The following is an 18693-nucleotide window of genomic DNA, read 5'->3' as shown; positions in this document are numbered from 1 at the left end:
GCGTTGTACGGTTTTATGTCGCGTGATGCCGGGCCGCGAGCACGTCAAGATCGCGTGCAACGGCCTTCAGTGCCGGCTCCCACTGGCCGAATTGTGGTTGCCGGTAGAGCGTCGCGCTCGGATACCAGGGGCTGTCGGAACGGTCGAGCAACCAGACCCAATGCGGATTGACGTCCAGCAGGACCCAGGTGCGCTGGCCGAGCGCGCCGCTCAGATGCGCCACGGACGTGCAAACCGTAATGACCAGATCGAGCGCGCTGACAAACGCCGCCGTGTCGTCGAAGTTGGCGAATTCCGCGCTGTGGTCCGACATCGGCAGACCCGCTGCCCGCGCGGCCACGACGTCTGCGTCGGCACCCGGTTGCAGCGAATAGAACGCCACGTTCTGCATGTGGCCGAAATATTCCGCATAGCGCTCCCAGCCAACTCGCCGGAATGGATTGCGCTGATGGCCGGCGCTGCCGGTCCACACCAAACCGACCTTGAGTCTCGTTTCTTCGCCAAGCCTCTTTTGCCACGATTTGCTGGCTGCGATGTCAGCATGCAAGTACGGAATTTCAGCGGGGATGGTCTCTTCGCTTGTGCCGAATATCAAAGGCAAGCTGAGCAGCGGAATTTCGTAGTCAAACGGCGGCAAAGAGTCGACGCCGCCGCCAGCCGAATAACCGTCCACGTGATCGCCGAGGCTGCGAGCGAGCAGCCCGCCCATTTGCGGAAACGAATTCCACACGAGGCGGCCGCCTTCGCGATGAACACGTGCGGCCAGCAGCGGGATATAGCGGCTGAATTGCAAGACGTCGCCCATGCCTTGTTCGCCCCACACCAGCAGTGTTTTGCCGACGAGCGACTCACCCTGCCAGGTCGGCGCGGGCATGGCTGGGCGGAGGCCGCCCAATTCAAGCGAGCCATCCCAGCGTGCTTCATGGGATAGCCAGCCGTGTGCGTAATCGCCGCGCACGAGTTGCAGCATGCCGAGATTGGAGCGCATAGCGGCATTGTTGGGTGCTAATACACTGGCAGTTTTTGCGGCTTGCTCAGCCTCGTCCCAGCGTTGCGCTTCACGCAGCGCCAGCGCATAGTTGTTGTGCGCCAGCGGGCTATGCGGCGCGCATTGCACGGCTCGTGCGCCGGCTTCGAGCGCGCGCGGCAGATTCAAATTGACGCGCTGTGCCTGAGTGAGATTGATCCATGCGTCGCCGTGGCCGGGATCGTCATGCACGGCACTTTCCAGTAGAGCGAGTTGCTCGTTGAGATCGCCGCCTGTAAGTGCGAGGGCGCCAGCGAGATTGTTGCGCAACTGCGGGAATGCTGGATCGATGGCGAGTGCGCGACGATATGGGGAGATTGCGTCGCCATGCCGGTTTGCCATCTGCAGCGCGTAGCCGACTCGGAAGTGTGCAAGAGCGCGATGGGGATCGAGTTGGGCAATAATGACGGCGAGTTCGATGGCGTCATTTTGACGATGTTGCTCGAGCAGCGTAGCGATGAGCGTTGCAATCGATACATCGTCGAGCGGATGAAGCTGTGCGGCGCTATCGAGCCACGTGGCCTCTGCTTGTGCGGTGCCGTTTTGTCTGGCTGCGGCAGCATGTCGCAGAAAAGTCAGGAAAGCTGATGAGATGGGCGTCGCGCTGTCAGAGTTAGGTAGCATGGAAGGCTTGAGGCGGTGCATGAACCGGTGATCGCTGATCGACAACCGTGCAGCGCTATCGCAAAAATTCCATGTTAGCGGTGTGAGTTCTCGAGGTCAGTCGGACGAGTCCGAACAGGTAAACTAAAGTCATGCATCGTATAACCAACACCGGCCGCGTCAACCTCGGCCATCTGTTCTGGCTACGCAGCCTCGCCATCATCGGCCAACTGGTGACGATCGCGGTCGTGCAGATCTTCTACGGCGTGCACCTGCCGCTGCCCGCCATGCTGCTCGTGATTGCCCTCGAAGTGATCTTCAACGGACTCACATGGTGGCGTGTCTCGCAACAGCGGCCCGAGTCCAATCTCGAACTGTTCGGCCAGATCTGGGTCGATCTCGGCGCGCTGTCGGCGCTGCTGTTCCTCTCGGGCGGCACCACCAACCCATTCGTTTCGCTGTACCTGCCATCGCTCGCGATCGCCGCGGCCGTGTTGCCGTGGCAACTGATGGCGTGGCTCGCCGCGTTCGCCGTAGCCTGCTACGCAGTGTTGGGCTTCGATTCCGTACCGCTCAATCTCGACAATCCGGCGAATCTGTTCGACTACTATCGCGCCGGCATGTGGGTGAACTTCATGGTCAGCGTTGGCCTGATTGCATGGTTCGTCGCGCGCATGTCACGCGCTCTGCGACTACGTGACGCAGCGCTCGGGGATGCGCAGCAGCGCTTGCTTCACGATGAACGCGCCGTCGCGCTCGGCGTGCAGGCTGCCACGGTCGCGCACGAAATCGGCACGCCGTTGTCTACAATTGCGATGTTGTCCGAAGAATTGCGCGACGCCGCGCGAACCGATCAAGGCCTCGCGCCGTACAGCGCCGATCTCGAGTTGCTCGAACAGCAAATGACGCTCTGTACGTCTGCGCTTGCACGGCTGCGCAGCCGTGCATCGACAACGACCAACCGGCAAGCGGTCGGCGAATGGCTCGAGTCGTTTGCCGAGCAGTGGCGTTTGCGTCATCCGCATGTGAAGTTCGAGCGGATCGGTGAGCCGCCCGAGGGTGTCAGTCTTGACGATACGGTGGCCGTCAGTCAGATTCTTACAATTCTGCTCGACAACGCCGCGCGTGCGAGCCGCGATCACGTCACGCTGTCGTGCAAGCTCGCAGAGCGCGGCGATCAGATCGTATTCGAGGTATGCGACGCCGGTCCCGGCATTCCAGCCGCTTTGCGCGGATCGCTCGGCGCAATGCCGGTCGACAGCACACAGGGTGGACATGGCGTGGGCCTGTATCTGGCGTTTTCAGCGGCGGCACGTCTGAAGGGATCGATCGAGCTGGCCGACGTCAGCGAGATCAAGCCGCGCGGCACGCGTGCAGTGTTGAGACTGCCGCTTGCCGCGCGCAAGTTATCAGGGGCGGGCCGTCAAGGCACTACGCCATCCAACACGGAGAAACAGGCATGAGCGATATGAATTTTCTGGTGATCGACGACGATGAAGTGTTCTCCGGCATCCTCGCCCGTGGTTTGACGCGGCGCGGTTATACAGTGGCCGAAGCGCACAACGCGGACGAAGCGATCAAGTTGGCGAACCAGCAGAAGTTCAGTCAGATCACAGTAGATCTGCATCTCGGCAACGATTCTGGCCTGACGCTCGTCGCGCCGTTGCGCGATTTGCAGCCGGACGCGCGCATGCTGGTGCTGACCGGTTATGCGAGCATTGCCACGGCGGTGCAGGCAGTGAAAGACGGCGCCGATAACTACCTGGCCAAGCCCGCCAATGTCGAGACGATTTTGTCGGCGCTGCAAAGCGAAGCGAGCGCTTTGCAGGCTGAAGAAGCGATCGAGCATCCCACACCGTTGTCGGTCGCCCGTCTGGAGTGGGAGCATATTCAACGTGTGCTCGCGGAACACGGCGGCAATATTTCGGCTACGGCGCGTGCGTTGAACATGCATCGTCGAACGCTGCAACGCAAACTGGCAAAACGGCCGGTCAAGCAGTAAGCGCTGAGACCCGCCCGCGCTTGCGGGCTGTGAAGCATCAAGCAAAACGGGCCGTCTTTCTCAAGACGGCCCGTTTTTTTACGTCTCACGCGTGATCGGATCACGTGCGAGGCGTGTGGCTGTGACGTGGCGTCCACATCGACGCCGGTTTCGGTGTTACAGCACGTAGCGCGACAGATCCTCGTCTTCCGCCACTTCGTTCAGCGCGCGATCCACATACGCCGCGTCGATCTGTACTGCCTTGCCCGAATGATTGCCGGCCGAGAACGACACTTCCTCGAGCAGCTTTTCGATCACCGTGTACAGACGGCGTGCGCCGATGTTTTCGGTCTTCTCATTCACCGAATACGCGATCTCGGCGAGACGGCGAATACCGTCATCGGCGAATTCCAGGTGCACGTCTTCCGTAGCCAGCAGCGCCTGGTATTGCTTGACGAGGCTCGCGTCGGTCGACACCAGAATCGATTCGAAATCCTTCACTGACAGCGAATCCAGTTCGACCCGAATCGGGAAGCGGCCCTGCAGTTCCGGAATCAGATCGCTCGGCTTGGCCAGATGAAACGCGCCACTCGCGATGAACAGAATGTGGTCCGTCTTGACCATGCCGTACTTGGTGTTGATCGTGGTGCCTTCGACCAGCGGCAACAGATCGCGCTGCACGCCCTGACGGGACACTTCACCGCCGCCGGCTTCATTACGCGACGCGATCTTGTCGATTTCGTCGAGAAACACGATGCCGTTCTGCTCGACGTTCTGTACTGCCTTGGTTTTCACCTCTTCGTCGTTGAGCATCTTGCCGGCTTCTTCGTCGGTTAAGACTTTGAGCGCTTCCTTCACTTTCAGCTTGCGGCGCGTTTTCTTGCCGCCGCCGATGTTCGCGAACATCGAACGGATCTGCTCGGTCATGTCTTCCATGCCCGGCGGCCCCATGATGTCCATGCCCACTTGCGGCTGTTCGACGTCGAGTTCGATTTCCTTGTCGTCGAGCAGGCCTTCACGCAGACGCTTGCGGAAGGTCTGGCGCGTGGTGCTGCCTTCGTCGGCGGTATCCGTCGCGCTCGAGCTCGCGCCGAAACCTACCGGCCGCGCGCTCGGCAGCAGGATGTCGAGGATGCGGTCTTCGGCCTGATCTTCCGCCTTGGTCCGCACTTTGCGCATTTCCGTTTCGCGCGTCTGTTTGACCGAGATTTCGATCAGATCGCGCACGATGCTGTCGACGTCGCGGCCTACGTAGCCGACTTCGGTGAATTTTGTGGCTTCGATCTTGATGAACGGTGCGTCGGCCAGTTTCGCCAGACGCCGCGCGATTTCGGTTTTACCGACACCGGTCGGTCCGATCATCAAGATGTTCTTCGGCGTGATTTCCTGACGCAGCGGGTCGGCAACCTGCTGACGGCGCCAGCGGTTGCGCAGCGCCACGGCAACCGCTTTTTTCGCGCGGCCTTGGCCGATGATGTGCTTGTCGAGTTCCGAGACGATCTCGGCAGGGGTCATGGTGCTCATCGTAGGTCCTTACTCGATCGTCTCGATAACGCGGTTATGGTTCGTATAGATGCACATGTCGCCGGCAATTTCCAACGACTTCTCCACGATCTCGCGCGGCGACAGTTCGGTGTTGTCGACGAGCGCCTTCGCGGCGGCTTGCGCGTAAGCGCCGCCCGAACCGATCGCGCAGATGCCGCCTTCCGGATCGAGCACGTCGCCGTTACCGGTAATGACGAGGGTAGTAGTGGCATCGGCGGCGATCAGCATCGCTTCGAGGCGGCGCAGCATGCGGTCGGTGCGCCAGTCTTTGGCGAGTTCGACGGCGGCGCGAGTCAGATTGCCCTGATGTTTTTCCAGCTTCGCTTCAAAGCGGTCGAGCAGCGAGAACGCGTCGGCCGTGCCGCCGGCGAAGCCGACCATCACCTTGCCGTTATAGATGCGCCGGACTTTCTTCGCCCCGCCTTTCATGACGATGTTGCCCAGTGTGACCTGACCGTCGCCACCGAGCGCGACCTTGTCGCCGCGGCGCACGGAAACGATCGTCGTGCCGTGAAATTGCTCCATATGCGTTCCTCTTTGCAAAACGGGTAGGACACGGTGGCGCAGCACCACCGCATGAATCCTGTGAATCCGGAAGCGGACGGCGCGCAACGCTGAAACGATCAACCGGTTGGCGCGCGCTCGTGCAACGCATGTCCGACCTATTTTAGGGCGTGCGCGGTCATATCAAGAGCCGGCAAATGGCATAAGACAAAAACACGGATTCGGGGCGGGGGAGTGTGCGGAGGAGCACACAAAAGAAAAAAGGCGCACAGATCACCGTGCGCCTCTCGACGAAGCAGCTTAAAAAGGGCGCGGAGCCGAGGCCGCGCCGCAGGCGTTCAGTCGCCGAACAGCTTCTGGCGCAGTTCGCGGCGTTCCTGCGCTTCGAGCGACAGGGTGGCCGTGGGCCGTGCGAGCAGACGCGGAATGCCGATCGGCTCGCCGGTTTCTTCGCACCAGCCGTAATCGCCCGAATCGATGCGCGCGATCGATTGCTGCACCTTCTTCAGCAGCTTGCGTTCGCGGTCGCGCGTGCGCAGTTCGAGCGCATGCTCTTCCTCGATCGTTGCACGGTCGGCCGGGTCCGGCACGATTACTGTTTCGCGCAGGTTCTCGGTCGTCTGGCCGGCATTGCGGAGAATGTCCGCTTGCAGCTGTTCGAGCTTGTTCTTGAAGAAAGCGAGCTGATCCTCATTCATGTAATCCTTGTCGCTCATCTTCAGGATTTCGGCTTCAGTCAAGAGTCGTTTCGTCGTCATCTGGCTTGCTTCTTCAATGTGAGGCAAAACTCATACATAGTGCCCGCATTTTCGTATTGCCCGCAAAGGCGCCACGGGGGACGCTGAGCGCTGGCGGGCACGGACGGTGGGCTGTCGGTGACGCCGAGGCGCCTTGCGCTCACGCGCCGGGCGTCGTTACGCCGGGCGTCGGTACGCCAATGCGGGGCCGAACTCCTCTGGAAACCGTTTCTCAATTGCTCCTGAGGCATTGCTTGCCGGCAGCGCGCCTTATCAGCTGTGCCAGCCGGCATTGTCGGCGTGATTTCCGGACAAGGTTTTCCGGCGCCGTTTCAGACCCGGCGCGGACTACGCGCAGACCGGGCAATTCGTTGTCATTCTCCAGTGGGCACGTATTGTAACTGAATCACAATCCAGCACCGCAACTGGTGAAAATCCCCCGGCGGAGCACTGATATCCCGAAAATATAACGCGCGCACGACCAAAAAGCGATGGTCGTGCACGGTTTAATACAGCAGGGTTTTCACGTGTTTTTCACACAACCGACATTTCAGCGGGCTTTCGGCACGCTTTTCGGTGTATTCCGCAGACAATTGCGTCCTTCGCGGGGCGTGCGCTCCTGATCGCGTAAGCCAACCCGCCTGCCGTGCCAAGCCACCTCGGCTTGGCATGGGCAAAAGCGTGAGGTTTACGCCAGGCAGGCGTCCAGGCCGTCGGTGATCAGGTCCTGCGGTAGTTCGATACCGATGAACACCATTTTGTTGGTCTTCTTTTCGATCGGCTGCCATTTCGCGGCCAGGTCGCTGCCCATCATCTGGTGGACGCCCTGGAACACCACCTTGCGGTCGACCCCCTTCATATAGAGCACGCCCTTATAGCGCAGCAGGCGCTCGCCATAAATTTGCAGAATGCCGCCGAGGAAGTCCTCGAGCTTGTTCGGATCAAACGGACGGTCGCTGCGGTAGACGAACGACTTGATCTTGTCGTCGTGGTGCGCATGATGGTGATGCGCGTGGTCGTGGCCTTCGTGGTCGCACTTGCCGTGGTCGTGATCGCAGTTTTCGTGATCGTGATCGTCGTGGCCGGCATGAGTGTGGCCGTGCTCGTCATGCGCGTGAGCGTGGTTGTGCGCGTGTTCGTCTTCAGCGAGGAAATCCGGGTCGATTTCGAGCTTCGAATTCAGATTGAAGCCGCGCAGGTCGAAGATTTCCTTGATGTCCGCTTCGCCGAAATTGACGACCTTGATCGCCGCGCGCGGGTTCATGTGCAGCAGGCGATGGCGCAGATCGTCGAGGTGCTTCTGGTCGACCAGGTCCGACTTGGTGATGAACAGGCGATCGGCGAAGCCGACCTGGCGCTGCACCACTTCATGCTCGTCCAGCTGATGGTTCGCGTGCTTCGCGTCGACCAGCGTGATGATCGCGTCGAGCAGGAATTCGTTAGCGATCTGGTCGTCCATGAAGAACGTCTGCGCGACCGGGCCCGGATTGGCGAGGCCGGTGGTTTCGATCACGACACGGTCGAAATCCAGTTCGCCGGACTGTTTTTTCGCCGCCAGGTCGCCCAGCACGCGCGACAGGTCGCCGCGAATCGTGCAGCAGATGCAGCCGTTGCTCATCTGGATGATCTGCTCGCTCGTGTCCTGCACGAGGATTTCGTTATCGATGTTTTCTTCGCCGAACTCGTTCTCGATCACGGCGATCTTCATGCCGTGCTTTTCGTTCAGGATGCGCTTGAGCAGGGTGGTTTTGCCGCTGCCGAGAAAGCCGGTCAGGATGGTCACTGGGATCATGGTGGTCGCCTGTATGTACGTGAATCTGTGCGTGATCGATTACCGCGCGAAATTACCGCCCAAAATTACCGCGCGGAATCCGCGGCGCGGGATTTGCAGCGAATGCGTCTGCGAGTCCGGTTTGCCGGGGGCGGCAGCCCGAGGGCGCGCAACCCGGTCTAACCGGATATTGAAACATATCTGTCAAGCCGGCGCTGGCGGCGGGGGCGAATCCCTTTCGCCGCGCGCGGGAAATAACCCTCAAGCTATGGGCAATCAGGCAATTTGCAACAGCAAACCCTTCAGATATTCGCCTTCAGGGAAGGCGGTGAGCAACGGGTGGTCGACTCCCGCGCCGAGGCGCTTGAGAATCCGCGCATCGACGCGTGCATCGGCCGCCGCGCCGGAGACGATTTTCTGGAACAGCTCCGAGTCGATCGCGCCAGAACAGGAGTAGGTGAACAACAGGCCGCCCGGGCGCAGCAGCTTCAGGCCGGTCAGGTTGATGTCCTTGTAGGCGCGCGCGGCGCGGTCCACGTGTTCACGCGAAGGCGCGAATTTCGGCGGATCCAGCACGACCAGGTCGAAGCGTTCGCCTTCGTCGTGGAGGCGGCGCAGGGTTTTGAACGCGTCGGCGTCGAGCCAGGTGGCGCGTTCGGCGTCGAAACCGTTGGCGGCCACGTTCTGTTGCGCGATCGCCAGCGCGTCACCCGACGAATCGATCGATACCACGCGCTTCGCCCCGCCTTTTAGTGCCGCCAGCGAAAAGCCGCCGGTGTAGCAGAAGCAGTTCAGCACATCGCGATCTTTCGCCAGTTCCTGCACCAGCAGGCGGTTGTCGCGCTGGTCGACGTAGAAGCCGGTCTTGTGGCCGTTACGCACGTCGACGTGATAGCGCACGCCGTTTTCGCTCGCAATCAGCGCTTCCGACGGTGCTTCGCCCGCCAGCACGCCGGTGATCTGCTCGAGCCCTTCCTTCTGGCGGATCGATACGTCCGACCGCTCGTAGACATTCGGGCAGCCGGTCGCGTCGACCAGCGCGGCGACGATCGCGTCCTTCCATGCCTCGACACCCGTGGCCATGAACTGGCACACCAACTGGCTGCGCTGGCCTGCGTCCTCGGCGACGTAATGGTCGACGATCAAGCCCGGCAGGCCGTCTGCTTCGCCGAAAATCAGCCGGACCGCGCCGGTGTTATGCACCATCGTTTGACGATGCGCGAGCGCGCGCTGCACACGGCGCTTGAAGAACGCGTGATCGATCGGCTCCATCTCGTCGAAGCTCCACACGCGCGCGCGAATCTGCGAATGCGGGCTGTAGGCAGCACGCGCGAGGAACCGGCCGTCGTGCGCGCGCACCAGCACGGTCGCGCCGGGAGCGGGATTGCCGTCGACACGATCGATCACGTTGGCATAAACCCACGGATGGCGGCGCAGCAGCGATTTTTCTTTCGATGGTTTGAGCGTAACGGTATTCATCAGGGTGTCAGCAGGAGCAATAGGCCGCGTGGACCAGGACGCACACGGCAGGTGAAGCAAAGAGGGAGACCGCAAGCCGCAAGCCGCAAGTAGCAAGTAGCAAAACAACAGGCAAAGAGCGGAATCAGTCGCGTTTTTTGGCGCGCGGATGCGCCTGATCATAGACGTGCGCGAGATGCTGGAAATCGAGCGCGGTGTAGACCTGCGTGGCGGTGATGCTGGCGTGCCCGAGCAGTTCCTGCACGGCCCGCAGATCGCCGCTCGACTGCAGCACGTGCGTGGCGAATGAATGCCGCAACACGTGCGGATGCACGTTGGCCGGAATGCCGGCGACCAGCGCCGCGCGCTTCACCCGGTCACGCACGACATTCGGCGATAGCCGATTGCCGCGTGCTGACAGAAACAGCGGGTGCGGATCGTGTTTCACCATCTGATCGCGTACCGCGAGCCACGCATTCAAGGCCTCGAGCGCTTTGCTTCCGACCGGCACGATGCGGCGCCGGTTGCCTTTGCCGAGCACTTCGACTTCGGCGGAGTCGAGCTTGAGCCAGCCCGCGGAGCGGTAGCCGTCGGCATCGGCAAAACGGGCGTCGAGGCCGACCAGTTCGGACAGCCGCAGGCCCGACGAGTAGAACAGTTCGAGCATCGCGTGGTCGCGCAAACCTTCGGGCGTCGCGGCCGGCGGGCTCTCCATCAGGCGCGTGGCGTCGTCGACGGAAAGCGCCTTGGGCAGCGATTTGGCCTGCTTCGGCGCGCGTACGGTGGCGACCGGGTTGGCCGGCAGATCGACGCGGCCCGCGAACCAGCGGTAAAACGCACGCCAGCACGATAGCCGATGGCTGATCGAACGGGCGGTCAGTCCGCCGGCATGAGCCCGCGAAACGGCGCCGCGAATATCGACGGCGGTGAGGCTTTCGAGCGGCCGGCCTTTGGCCAGCAGCTTGAGCTCCTCGAGTTCGTGGGTATAGCCGCGTAGCGTATGCGCCGACAGCCGCCGCTCATGTTCGAGATTCGACAGATAGGCGGCGATCGGGTCGGCGTCGGTCACGATGGCCTTTGCGGGATTGACGGCTCAGCGCGGCAGCAGGCGGCTCAGCGCCGCGCTCGCCAACGCGCCGATCTGAGTCAGGAAATCGGTGGCCATGCCGTCGTGGAAGCGGCGTGCGTCGGCCGAACCCATTACCAGCAGGCCGAAGGCAGATGCTTCCTCTTTGCCTTCGGGGTCGCGCAGCGCGAGCAGCGCAATCGACTCGGTAGCGTGCGCGGATTCGCCTGTACCCGTGCCGTCTGCGGACCCGTCGCCATTCACCGCCGAGACCGCCGGCGTCAGCCACTGCGCCGCTTCGAAGCCAGTATTCGCGCCACAGTACGGCGTGGTGAGGCTGTTCGCGAAGATGCGCACTTCTTCACCGACATGGCGTGCGAAATCGGCCTGCGCATACGGCTCGGAGACGTCCCATACGCGCAGCGCGGCTTGCGGCACGTCGAAAATATCGCGCAAGCCGCCGGAGATCGTACGCGGCAGCGCGTACGGATCACGCTCGGCCATCACGCGGATGGTCCAGCGATTGAATTTCGAGGCAATGCTGTCGTTTTCGTGACCGTAGCGCAACAACTCGGCCAGACGCCGTTCGAGATGCTTGTTCTTGTCGCGCAGCATTTCCATCTGCCGTTCCTGCAGCGACACCGCGGCTTTGCCGTGTGGGTTCGCAAGCCGGATCGTCGCGAGCATTTCCGCGTGTTCGGCGAAGAATTCGGGGTTGGCGAGCAGATATTCGGCGACTTCGCGATCGTTCATGGTTTCGGCTAAAGGACTACGGGACGACGCCTTCGGGCGGCGCATCGGTCATGAGTTCGGTCGGCCGGTGAAAGCGCCGCTCGGTCCGGCTCTTCATCGGCCTGTTCAGCGGCCCGCTTCAGGCCGCGTGTCGGGTACTGCCTCGGCCGATCGCTCGGCCGTTAAGTCAGGTAATGCCTCGGGTGCTTTGCCGGCGCGGCTCAATCGGCCAGCTCGATCTCGCCTTCGAAAACGGTTGCCGCAGGGCCGGCCATGAAGAGCGGCGCGCCTTCTTGCGTGCTATCCCACGTGATGGTCAGCTTGCCGCCGTGCGTGTGCACCAGCACCGGCGCATCCAGCAACCCGCGGCGAATGCCGGCAGCGACGGCAGCGCACGCGCCCGTGCCGCACGCCAGCGTCTCGCCGGCGCCGCGCTCGTAGACGCGCAGCTTGATCTCGCTGCGGCCGACGATCTGCATGAAGCCCGCGTTCACCCGCTGCGGAAAGCGTGCATGCCGCTCGATCACCGGGCCTTCGACGAGCACCGGAAAATCTTCGACGTCGTCGACCACTTGCACCGCGTGCGGATTGCCCATCGACACCACCGAAATCCAGCGCGTCACGCCGTTCACGTCGAGCGGCCAGAGCGTGTCAGCACCCTCGCGGCGGCCTTCGAGGCCTTTGGCGGCGAACGGGACGCGCTCCGGTTCGAACACGGGCGCGCCCATATCGACCAGCACTTCGCCGTTTTCCTGCATGGTCAGCTGAATGGTGCCGTTCTGTACTTGCACGCGCACACTGCGCTTGTCGGTCAAGCCGCTGTCGCGCACGAACTTGACGAAACAGCGCGCGCCGTTGCCGCAGTGCTCGACCTCGCCGCCGTCGCAATTGAAGATGCGATATCTGAAATCGACGCCGTCCACGGTAGGCTTTTCGACCAGCAGCAACTGGTCGGCGCCGACGCCGAAATGCCGGTCCGCGAGCGCGCGCACCTGCGCCGGCGTCAGGTTGACCGGTTGGGTGTAGCCGTCGAGCACGACGAAGTCGTTACCCGCGCCGTGCATTTTGGTGAATTTCAGTTTCATCACGCTATTGTAAGTGACGCGCTTGCAGGTGGGCCGGACAGCGCTTTATTTGCCACCTTATTTGTCATTTTATTTCCGTGTTCCGACGCTTTTTGAGAGCCGTTCAGTACACGCTCGGCTCGCCCGGCGGACGGGTCTTGAAGCGCTTGTGCACCCAGTAGTACTGCTCGGGCATCAGCGGGATCTGCTCTTCGAGGAAGGCATTCATACGGCGCGCGTCGGCGTCGTCGTCGCCGGTGGGGTAGTTTTCCCACGGCTTGAACACCTTCAGCCGATAACCCTTGTAGTTCGGCAGCACTTCGCCGATGAACGGCACCACCTGCGCATGCCCGACCTTCGCCAGACGGCCGACCGCCGTCAGCGTGCAGGTGGGCACGCCGAAAAACGGCACGAACGTGGAATTACGCGCGCCGTAATCCATATCCGCGCCGAGCATCACCGGTTTGCGATCGCGCAGCCAGCGCAGCACGATGCGCGCGCTGTCGGCACGGCTCGCCATATCGGCGCCGAAACGTGCGCGCGCCGCTTTGGCGACTTCTTCGAGCTCAGGGTTCGACATTGGCTGATACAGCGAGCCGCATTGACGCTTGAGCGAGTAGTTCAGAAAGATCGAGCCCGCTTCGATCCCGACGAAGTGAAAGCCGAGGAACAGCGTGGGCGGCAGATCCGGGTCGGTGAGGTCGATCTCGCTGTCGAGCTGGATCAGCTTTTCGAGCTTTTCCGCCGAGCCGAACCATTGCACGCTGCGTTCGACGTAACTGCGGATCGCATGCCGGAAATGCTTCTGGGCGACCTCTTCGCGGCGCGCGCGATCCCATTCGGGAAAGCACAGTTCCAGGTTGATATGGACGATGCGCTTGCGCCGGCTCGGGACCTGATAAAGCAGCCAGCCGAGTCCATCGCCCAGGCGGGCGACGAAACCATACGGCAACAATGCAAATAATTTCAGCAGCCCGATTGCGAGCTTCGCGCCATAGCGGCTCAGCATGCGGCACCCCGCAACGGGGCGCCTTGCAGGGCTGTATTCAGGAAAGCGGAAAGATGGACGTAATACCGCACGCGTGGGCACTCTGTGACAATCAAAGGAAGTCGCTATAATAAGGGCTTCGCCGAGTTAATAGACAACTTGCGGGGCGAAGCTGGCAGGCGCGATCCATTGGATATGCGTCCGCCGGTAAGGTAATCCGCTAAAGCGTCGCCGCTTCAAGGCTCCCGAAGCTGGCTACGTGAAACTCAACCGTAACCACATAACAGGAGTCTGCAACGTGGCAAACGACTATCTTTTCACCTCCGAATCCGTTTCCGAAGGCCATCCCGACAAAGTCGCGGATCAGATTTCGGACGCCATTCTCGACGCTATCCTCGCGCAGGACAAATATTCGCGTGTCGCAGCCGAAACGCTGTGCAACACGGGTCTCGTCGTGCTGGCCGGCGAAATCACCACGACGGCGAACGTCGACTATATCCAGGTCGCGCGCAACACGATCAAGCGCATCGGCTACGACAACACCGACTACGGTATCGACTACCGCGGCTGTGCCGTGCTGGTGGCGTACGACAAGCAATCGCCCGACATCGCCCAGGGCGTGGACCGCGCGCACGACAACAACCTCGATCAAGGCGCCGGCGACCAAGGCCTGATGTTCGGTTATGCGTGCGAAGAAACGCCGGAACTGATGCCGTTGCCGATCCATCTGTCGCACCGTCTGGTGGAGCGTCAGGCGAATCTGCGCCGCGACGGCCGTCTGCCCTGGCTGCGTCCGGATGCGAAGTCGCAGGTTACGGTGCGTTATGTCGACGGCAAGCCGCATGCGATCGACACGGTCGTGCTGTCCACGCAGCACTCGCCGGACATCGATCTGGCCACGCTGCGCGAAGCCGTGATCGAAGAAGTCATCAAGCCGACGCTGCCGGCCGATCTGATCAAGGGCGACATCAAGTTCCTGGTGAACCCGACTGGCCGGTTCGTGATCGGCGGCCCGCAAGGCGATTGCGGTCTGACGGGCCGCAAGATCATCGTCGATACGTACGGCGGTGCTGCGCCGCACGGCGGCGGCGCGTTCTCGGGCAAGGATCCGTCGAAGGTCGACCGTTCGGCGGCGTATGCCGGCCGTTATGTCGCGAAGAACATCGTGGCGGCCGGTTTGGCGTCGCGCTGCCTGATCCAGGTCTCGTACGCAATCGGCGTGGCTCAGCCGACTTCGGTGATGGTGAATACCTTCGGCACGGGCCGCGTGTCGGATGCAACGATCACGAAGCTTGTGCAGGAGCATTTCGACCTTCGTCCGAAGGGCATCATCCAGATGCTCGACCTGCTGCGCCCGATCTACGAGAAGAGCGCGGCTTATGGTCACTTCGGCCGCGAAGAGCCGGAATTCACGTGGGAAGCCACGGACAAGGCTTTGGCGCTGGCTGAAGCTGCCGGTACCGAACCGGTCGCCGCGCTCGCCTGATAAGCACGAGAGCGATCCGCTTCAGTAAAAAACCCCGCCGGCGCAAGCCGTGCGGGGTTTTTTTATTGCATCTTCAGCGGCTCATTTAGCCTTGATTCACCGGCTCGCAAACGCGAACGCGAACCATCCGGAACTGCCACTCGTCGACATGCGGCGCGGCCGGCGGCTTGTGTTTTGCGGCGCGGCGACCGGTGCGCGGCGCGGCGCGGAGAGGCGCAGCGGCGTCGGTTTGCGCAGCAGCGTGCGCAGCGAGAAGCGCCGCGAACTGCCTTGCAGGCGCAACGCCGAGAAGAACGTATGGAACCACGTGCGAATGCCGTCGACCGCTTTGGCTTCGCGCCATTGTTCGCCCAAGGCGCGAGTGCGGGTGGCATGGTGACGCAGCGCGCGAACCACGTGGCGGCGTGCCGGACGCGCCGCTTTCAGCGCGGCGCGGGTAAGACGGGTGCTCAGAAGAGTATGCATGGCTTCACAAGTAGGCAACGTGTCGCGCGAAAGAGCGTGCGCCATAAAGAGCACCAAATGTGCCAATGGCGGTGTCGCGATGAACGGCGCGAAAGCCTGGAATTCGGGGGAAAAGGGCACGGATGACGGCGGAGCCGGTCAGAACGGCGCTTGCGCGCCGCAAAAGTGCGGGAGTAGCGATCAACATACGTGCAGGCTACACGTGAATCGTGACGCCAGAAAGTCGGTTTTTACCCTGCGATTACGGGTTTTTACGGGTCATAGCGATGTGCGCGCTAACAGGGTCGCGCCCTTTGCGGGCGGTTTTCGTGCACGTCTGCCCTTAGCAGGTGCCGGGCAAACCGCCGGCGCGCGTGAAAGTAGTGCGTAAGGCGTGCCCGGAGCCTTGATTTTGCAAAGGCGAAACAGCGCACGGTCCGATCGCGCCCGTTTTACAATCGAGCATCAGCCAGTCGAAAGTATCGGAACACCATGTCACTTCATTCGAAGAAAGAGCAGATTCAAACGTTGCGGGAGCAAGGATTTGTCGTTGTGCCTGGATTGGTGTCGCCGGAGCGTTGCGGCGAACTGAAGCAGATTGCCGAGCGACAGTTGCAGGAGGCGGCGGCGCCGATCGAGTTCGAGGCGGATCTTCGTTATCCGGGCGCACCGGAATCGAAGCATGCGCCGGGCGGCCACACGGTTCGCCGGCTGCTGGATGCCTACGGGCGCCATCCGCAATTTGCGCAATGGGCAACCGCGCCGGAAATTCGCGGCTGGATGGAGTTGTACTTCGGTGAGGAGCCGCGCTTATCGCGGGCGCATCACAATTGCATGATGACCAAGCACCCGGCCTATGGCAGCTTGACCGGCTGGCATCGTGACGTGCGGTACTGGTCGTTCGAGCGTGACGATCTGGTGTCGGTGTGGCTCGCGGTGGGGTCCGAGACGGTCGATAACGGCGCATTGTGGCTGGTGCCGAAGTCGCATAGCGTCGCGTTCACGTCCGAGCGCTTCGACGAGGCCAAGTTTTTCCGCTCCGATCTGGAGGAGAATCAGGCGTTGATTCGCACCGCGGTTTCGCCCGAACTCAAGGCCGGAGACGTGGTGTTCTTCCATTGCAACACGCTGCACTCGGCTGGCAAGAACATCAGCGATCAGGTGAAATTCTCTTTGGTGTTTACCTATCACGGGGCGAGCAATGTGCCGCTTCCGGGGTCCCGTTCGGCGGCCAAGCCTGAAATTGCCTTTTAGGCTTTTTGCCTTGCGCGGCGCGGAGCTTCGCTGATCCCGCACCGCGCATCCAAGCGGCGCTTTACCGCTTGCGGCCCGAGACAGCCACGCCGGTCAGGCCGGCAATGGTGGCGATAACGCCCCCCACAATCAGCATGATCGCCTTATTGGTCGGCGACCCGGTAAATACGCGAGACACCTCGCTGCTGACCGAATTGAATGCCTGCCCGCCGAAATACAACAACACGACACCGCCGACTATCAGCGCGATTGAAATCGCCTTCACCATGAACCCGCCCCTATCGATAAGCTTTGATCGGCCAAAGTGTAGGGGAGCCGCAAGCCGCCGTCCATCCCGCATAGTGGGTGTGTGCAGGGTGCGCGGCGATTGGCTACCATAGCGATCTGGCCTCACCGCTATCCGAACATAAAACCTGCACGCCTCCCGCAGTACGTGATGAACCCTCCACGCCCCTGATTGCCGGGCGACTTCACCATCAAGGACACTAGCAATGGCTTACGAAGCAGCTTCAGAACGCTATTCGGACATGCAATACCGCGTCTGCGGCAAGTCGGGTCTCAAACTGCCGGCGCTGTCGCTGGGCTTGTGGCACAACTTCGGCGATACCACGCCGATTTCCACGCAGCGCGATATCCTGCGCACGGCCTTCGACCTGGGCATCACGCACTTCGATCTTGCCAACAACTATGGCCCCCCGTACGGTAGCGCCGAAACCAATTTCGGCCGCCTCTTCAAAGACGACTTCAAGCCGTATCGCGATGAACTCCTGATCTCGTCGAAAGCGGGTTGGGACATGTGGCCGGGTCCGTACGGCCAGGGCGGCGGCTCGCGCAAATATGTACTGGCGAGTCTCGATCAAAGCCTGCAGCGCATGGGTCTCGACTACGTCGATATCTTCTATTCGCATCGTTTCGATGCCGATACGCCGCTCGAAGAAACCGCCGGTGCATTGGCGAGCGCGGTGCAGCAGGGCAAGGCGCTGTACATCGGTATTTCGTCATACTCGGCGACCAAGACGCTCGAAATGGCAAAGCTGCTTGCCGAGTACAAGGTGCCGCTGCTGATCCATCAGCCGGCGTACAACATGCTCAACCGCTGGATCGAACGCGAGCTGCTGGATACGCTCGAGAAGGTCGGCGCGGGCGCCATCGCGTTCACGCCGCTTGCGCAGGGTTTGCTCACGGGCAAGTATCTGAACGGCGTGCCCGAAGACGCGCGCGTCAACAAGCCGGGCGGCGGTTCGTTGAAGCAGGAGCATCTGAGCCCGGAAAACATCGAGCACGTGCGCAAGCTCAACGACATCGCGCAGCGTCGCGGACAAAGCCTCGCGCAGATGGCGCTTGCGTGGGCGCTGCGCGATCCGCGCGTGACGTCTGTGCTGATCGGTGCAAGCCGCGCGGAGCAGGTGCGCGAAAACGTCGGTGCGTTGAAGAATCTCGCGTTCTCGAAGGACGAGCTGGCGGAGATCGATCGCTACGCGACTGAGGGCGGCATTAATCTGTGGGAGAAACCGTCGACGGATCAGGCAATCTGATCGCACGGCGTTTGATGTCGCAGAAATAGAAAAGCCGCCCGTGAGGCGGCTTTTCTGTCGATGCTTTCAGGCACACGCGTTTCCCGCGCAGTGGCCGAAACGACTGCGTTCAGTCGACCGAACCATCGGCGAAGCGTAGAGGCCGTCTTCGCCGGTCCGCGCTAAACCAGCGCAGGCAAGCCCTCAACCAGCACGACCGCGAACACCACGCCGAGCAGCGCGCCTAGCACCCGCAGCGCGTTGTGACGCAACTCTGTTTTGCAGGGAAGCGCGCCGACAAATAACGCGCCGGCAAGCGCCATCGGAATGACCAGAATGAAATCGCCGATCGTGAAGTAGGTCGTCATACCCGTCTCCTTATTTAATACTGGCGCGGGCAGTGGCTCTGTTTGCTGGAGTCATGGCACCGCCGACGCTTGATTCGAGTATAGGCGACGGTTAGATCAACATAACAACGCTTGCGGCGCTGCAGCGCTGCTCTCGCACGCTGCGGAAGCC

General features: G+C 61.7%; 18 protein-coding genes. 5 read left to right on the top strand and 13 right to left on the bottom strand.

Annotated elements, in window-relative coordinates; all coding sequences use genetic code 11:
* Nucleotides 1-13: 13 nt before the first annotated feature.
* Nucleotides 14-1651 (bottom strand): tetratricopeptide repeat protein, encoded by a 1638-nt coding sequence (locus tag HWX91_RS04940; RefSeq protein ID WP_028197733.1) that lies wholly within the window; start codon nt 1649-1651, stop codon nt 14-16.
* A 131-nt stretch (nt 1652-1782) separates the two neighbouring features.
* Here HWX91_RS04940 and HWX91_RS04935 point away from each other — a divergent pair, with 131 nt between their 5' ends.
* A complete protein-coding gene (locus HWX91_RS04935; RefSeq protein ID WP_028197734.1) occupies nt 1783-3093 on the top strand; it encodes an ATP-binding protein in 1311 nt (436 codons plus the stop codon).
* Nucleotides 3090-3632 carry a response regulator transcription factor gene (locus HWX91_RS04930; protein ID WP_028197735.1) on the top strand — a complete coding sequence of 181 codons (543 nt, stop codon included), beginning with the start codon at nt 3090-3092 and terminating at the stop codon, nt 3630-3632. Before HWX91_RS04935 ends, HWX91_RS04930 begins: the two co-directional genes overlap by 4 nt.
* Nucleotides 3633-3788: 156 nt before the next feature.
* Here HWX91_RS04930 and hslU read toward each other — a convergent pair whose 3' ends face one another.
* The 9 genes from hslU to HWX91_RS04885 form a co-directional block, all read right to left on the bottom strand.
* Nucleotides 3789-5135, bottom strand: coding sequence for an ATP-dependent protease ATPase subunit HslU (gene hslU, locus HWX91_RS04925; RefSeq protein ID WP_028197736.1), 1347 nt, complete (start codon nt 5133-5135; stop codon nt 3789-3791).
* A 9-nt stretch (nt 5136-5144) separates the two neighbouring features.
* Nucleotides 5145-5681 carry an ATP-dependent protease subunit HslV gene (gene hslV / locus HWX91_RS04920; protein ID WP_028197737.1) on the bottom strand — a complete coding sequence of 179 codons (537 nt, stop codon included), beginning with the start codon at nt 5679-5681 and terminating at the stop codon, nt 5145-5147.
* A 317-nt stretch (nt 5682-5998) separates the two neighbouring features.
* Nucleotides 5999-6418, bottom strand: coding sequence for an RNA polymerase-binding protein DksA (dksA, locus tag HWX91_RS04915; RefSeq protein ID WP_012431412.1), 420 nt, complete (start codon nt 6416-6418; stop codon nt 5999-6001).
* Between the two features lie 667 nt (nt 6419-7085).
* A complete protein-coding gene (locus HWX91_RS04910; RefSeq protein ID WP_028197738.1) occupies nt 7086-8189 on the bottom strand; it encodes a CobW family GTP-binding protein in 1104 nt (367 codons plus the stop codon).
* Between the two features lie 255 nt (nt 8190-8444).
* A complete protein-coding gene (locus HWX91_RS04905) occupies nt 8445-9647 on the bottom strand; it encodes a class I SAM-dependent rRNA methyltransferase (RefSeq protein ID WP_028197739.1) in 1203 nt (400 codons plus the stop codon).
* A gap of 124 nt (nt 9648-9771) precedes the next feature.
* The gene (xerC, locus tag HWX91_RS04900) at nt 9772-10695 is read right to left on the bottom strand and encodes a tyrosine recombinase XerC (RefSeq protein ID WP_028197740.1); all 924 of its coding nucleotides are present in this window, start codon (nt 10693-10695) and stop codon (nt 9772-9774) included.
* A gap of 24 nt (nt 10696-10719) precedes the next feature.
* Nucleotides 10720-11445: a DUF484 family protein gene (locus HWX91_RS04895; protein WP_028197741.1), complete on the bottom strand. Its 726-nt coding sequence runs from the start codon at nt 11443-11445 to the stop codon at nt 10720-10722.
* A gap of 200 nt (nt 11446-11645) precedes the next feature.
* Nucleotides 11646-12509, bottom strand: a complete 864-nt coding sequence (gene dapF / locus HWX91_RS04890; RefSeq protein ID WP_028197742.1) for a diaminopimelate epimerase — start codon at nt 12507-12509, stop codon at nt 11646-11648.
* Nucleotides 12510-12612: 103 nt separating this feature from the next.
* On the bottom strand, nt 12613-13497 hold the full coding sequence (locus tag HWX91_RS04885) for a lipid A biosynthesis lauroyl acyltransferase (RefSeq protein WP_028197743.1): 885 nt from the start codon (nt 13495-13497) through the stop codon (nt 12613-12615).
* Between the two features lie 277 nt (nt 13498-13774).
* On the opposite strand from HWX91_RS04885, the gene metK reads away from it, so the two are divergent.
* Nucleotides 13775-14962: a methionine adenosyltransferase gene (gene metK / locus HWX91_RS04880; protein ID WP_028197744.1), complete on the top strand. Its 1188-nt coding sequence runs from the start codon at nt 13775-13777 to the stop codon at nt 14960-14962.
* Nucleotides 14963-15058: 96 nt separating this feature from the next.
* Here the strand turns inward: metK and HWX91_RS04875 are convergent, their stop codons facing one another.
* On the bottom strand, nt 15059-15427 hold the full coding sequence (locus HWX91_RS04875; protein ID WP_028197745.1) for a hypothetical protein: 369 nt from the start codon (nt 15425-15427) through the stop codon (nt 15059-15061).
* Between the two features lie 471 nt (nt 15428-15898).
* Between HWX91_RS04875 and HWX91_RS04870 the strand changes: the two genes are divergently transcribed.
* Nucleotides 15899-16660, top strand: a complete 762-nt coding sequence (locus HWX91_RS04870) for a phytanoyl-CoA dioxygenase family protein (RefSeq protein WP_028197746.1) — start codon at nt 15899-15901, stop codon at nt 16658-16660.
* Nucleotides 16661-16721: 61 nt separating this feature from the next.
* Here HWX91_RS04870 and HWX91_RS04865 read toward each other — a convergent pair whose 3' ends face one another.
* Entirely contained in the window at nt 16722-16928 is a 207-nt protein-coding gene (locus HWX91_RS04865) for a DUF3185 family protein (RefSeq protein ID WP_028197747.1), read from the bottom strand.
* A gap of 223 nt (nt 16929-17151) precedes the next feature.
* Between HWX91_RS04865 and mgrA the strand changes: the two genes are divergently transcribed.
* Nucleotides 17152-18195 (top strand): L-glyceraldehyde 3-phosphate reductase, encoded by a 1044-nt coding sequence (mgrA, locus tag HWX91_RS04860; RefSeq protein ID WP_028197748.1) that lies wholly within the window; start codon nt 17152-17154, stop codon nt 18193-18195.
* 161 nt (nt 18196-18356) lie between these two features.
* On the opposite strand, the gene HWX91_RS04855 is transcribed toward mgrA, so the two are convergent.
* Nucleotides 18357-18542 (bottom strand): hypothetical protein, encoded by a 186-nt coding sequence (locus tag HWX91_RS04855; protein ID WP_006050504.1) that lies wholly within the window; start codon nt 18540-18542, stop codon nt 18357-18359.
* Nucleotides 18543-18693 lie beyond the last annotated feature (151 nt).

Origin of the sequence: Paraburkholderia fungorum, assembly GCF_902833645.1 — a bacterium.
GTDB classification, from domain to species: Bacteria; Pseudomonadota; Gammaproteobacteria; order Burkholderiales; family Burkholderiaceae; genus Paraburkholderia; species Paraburkholderia fungorum.
The sequence above is the reverse complement of the archived record's forward strand: the minus strand, read 5'-3'. Positions and strand labels throughout refer to the sequence as shown.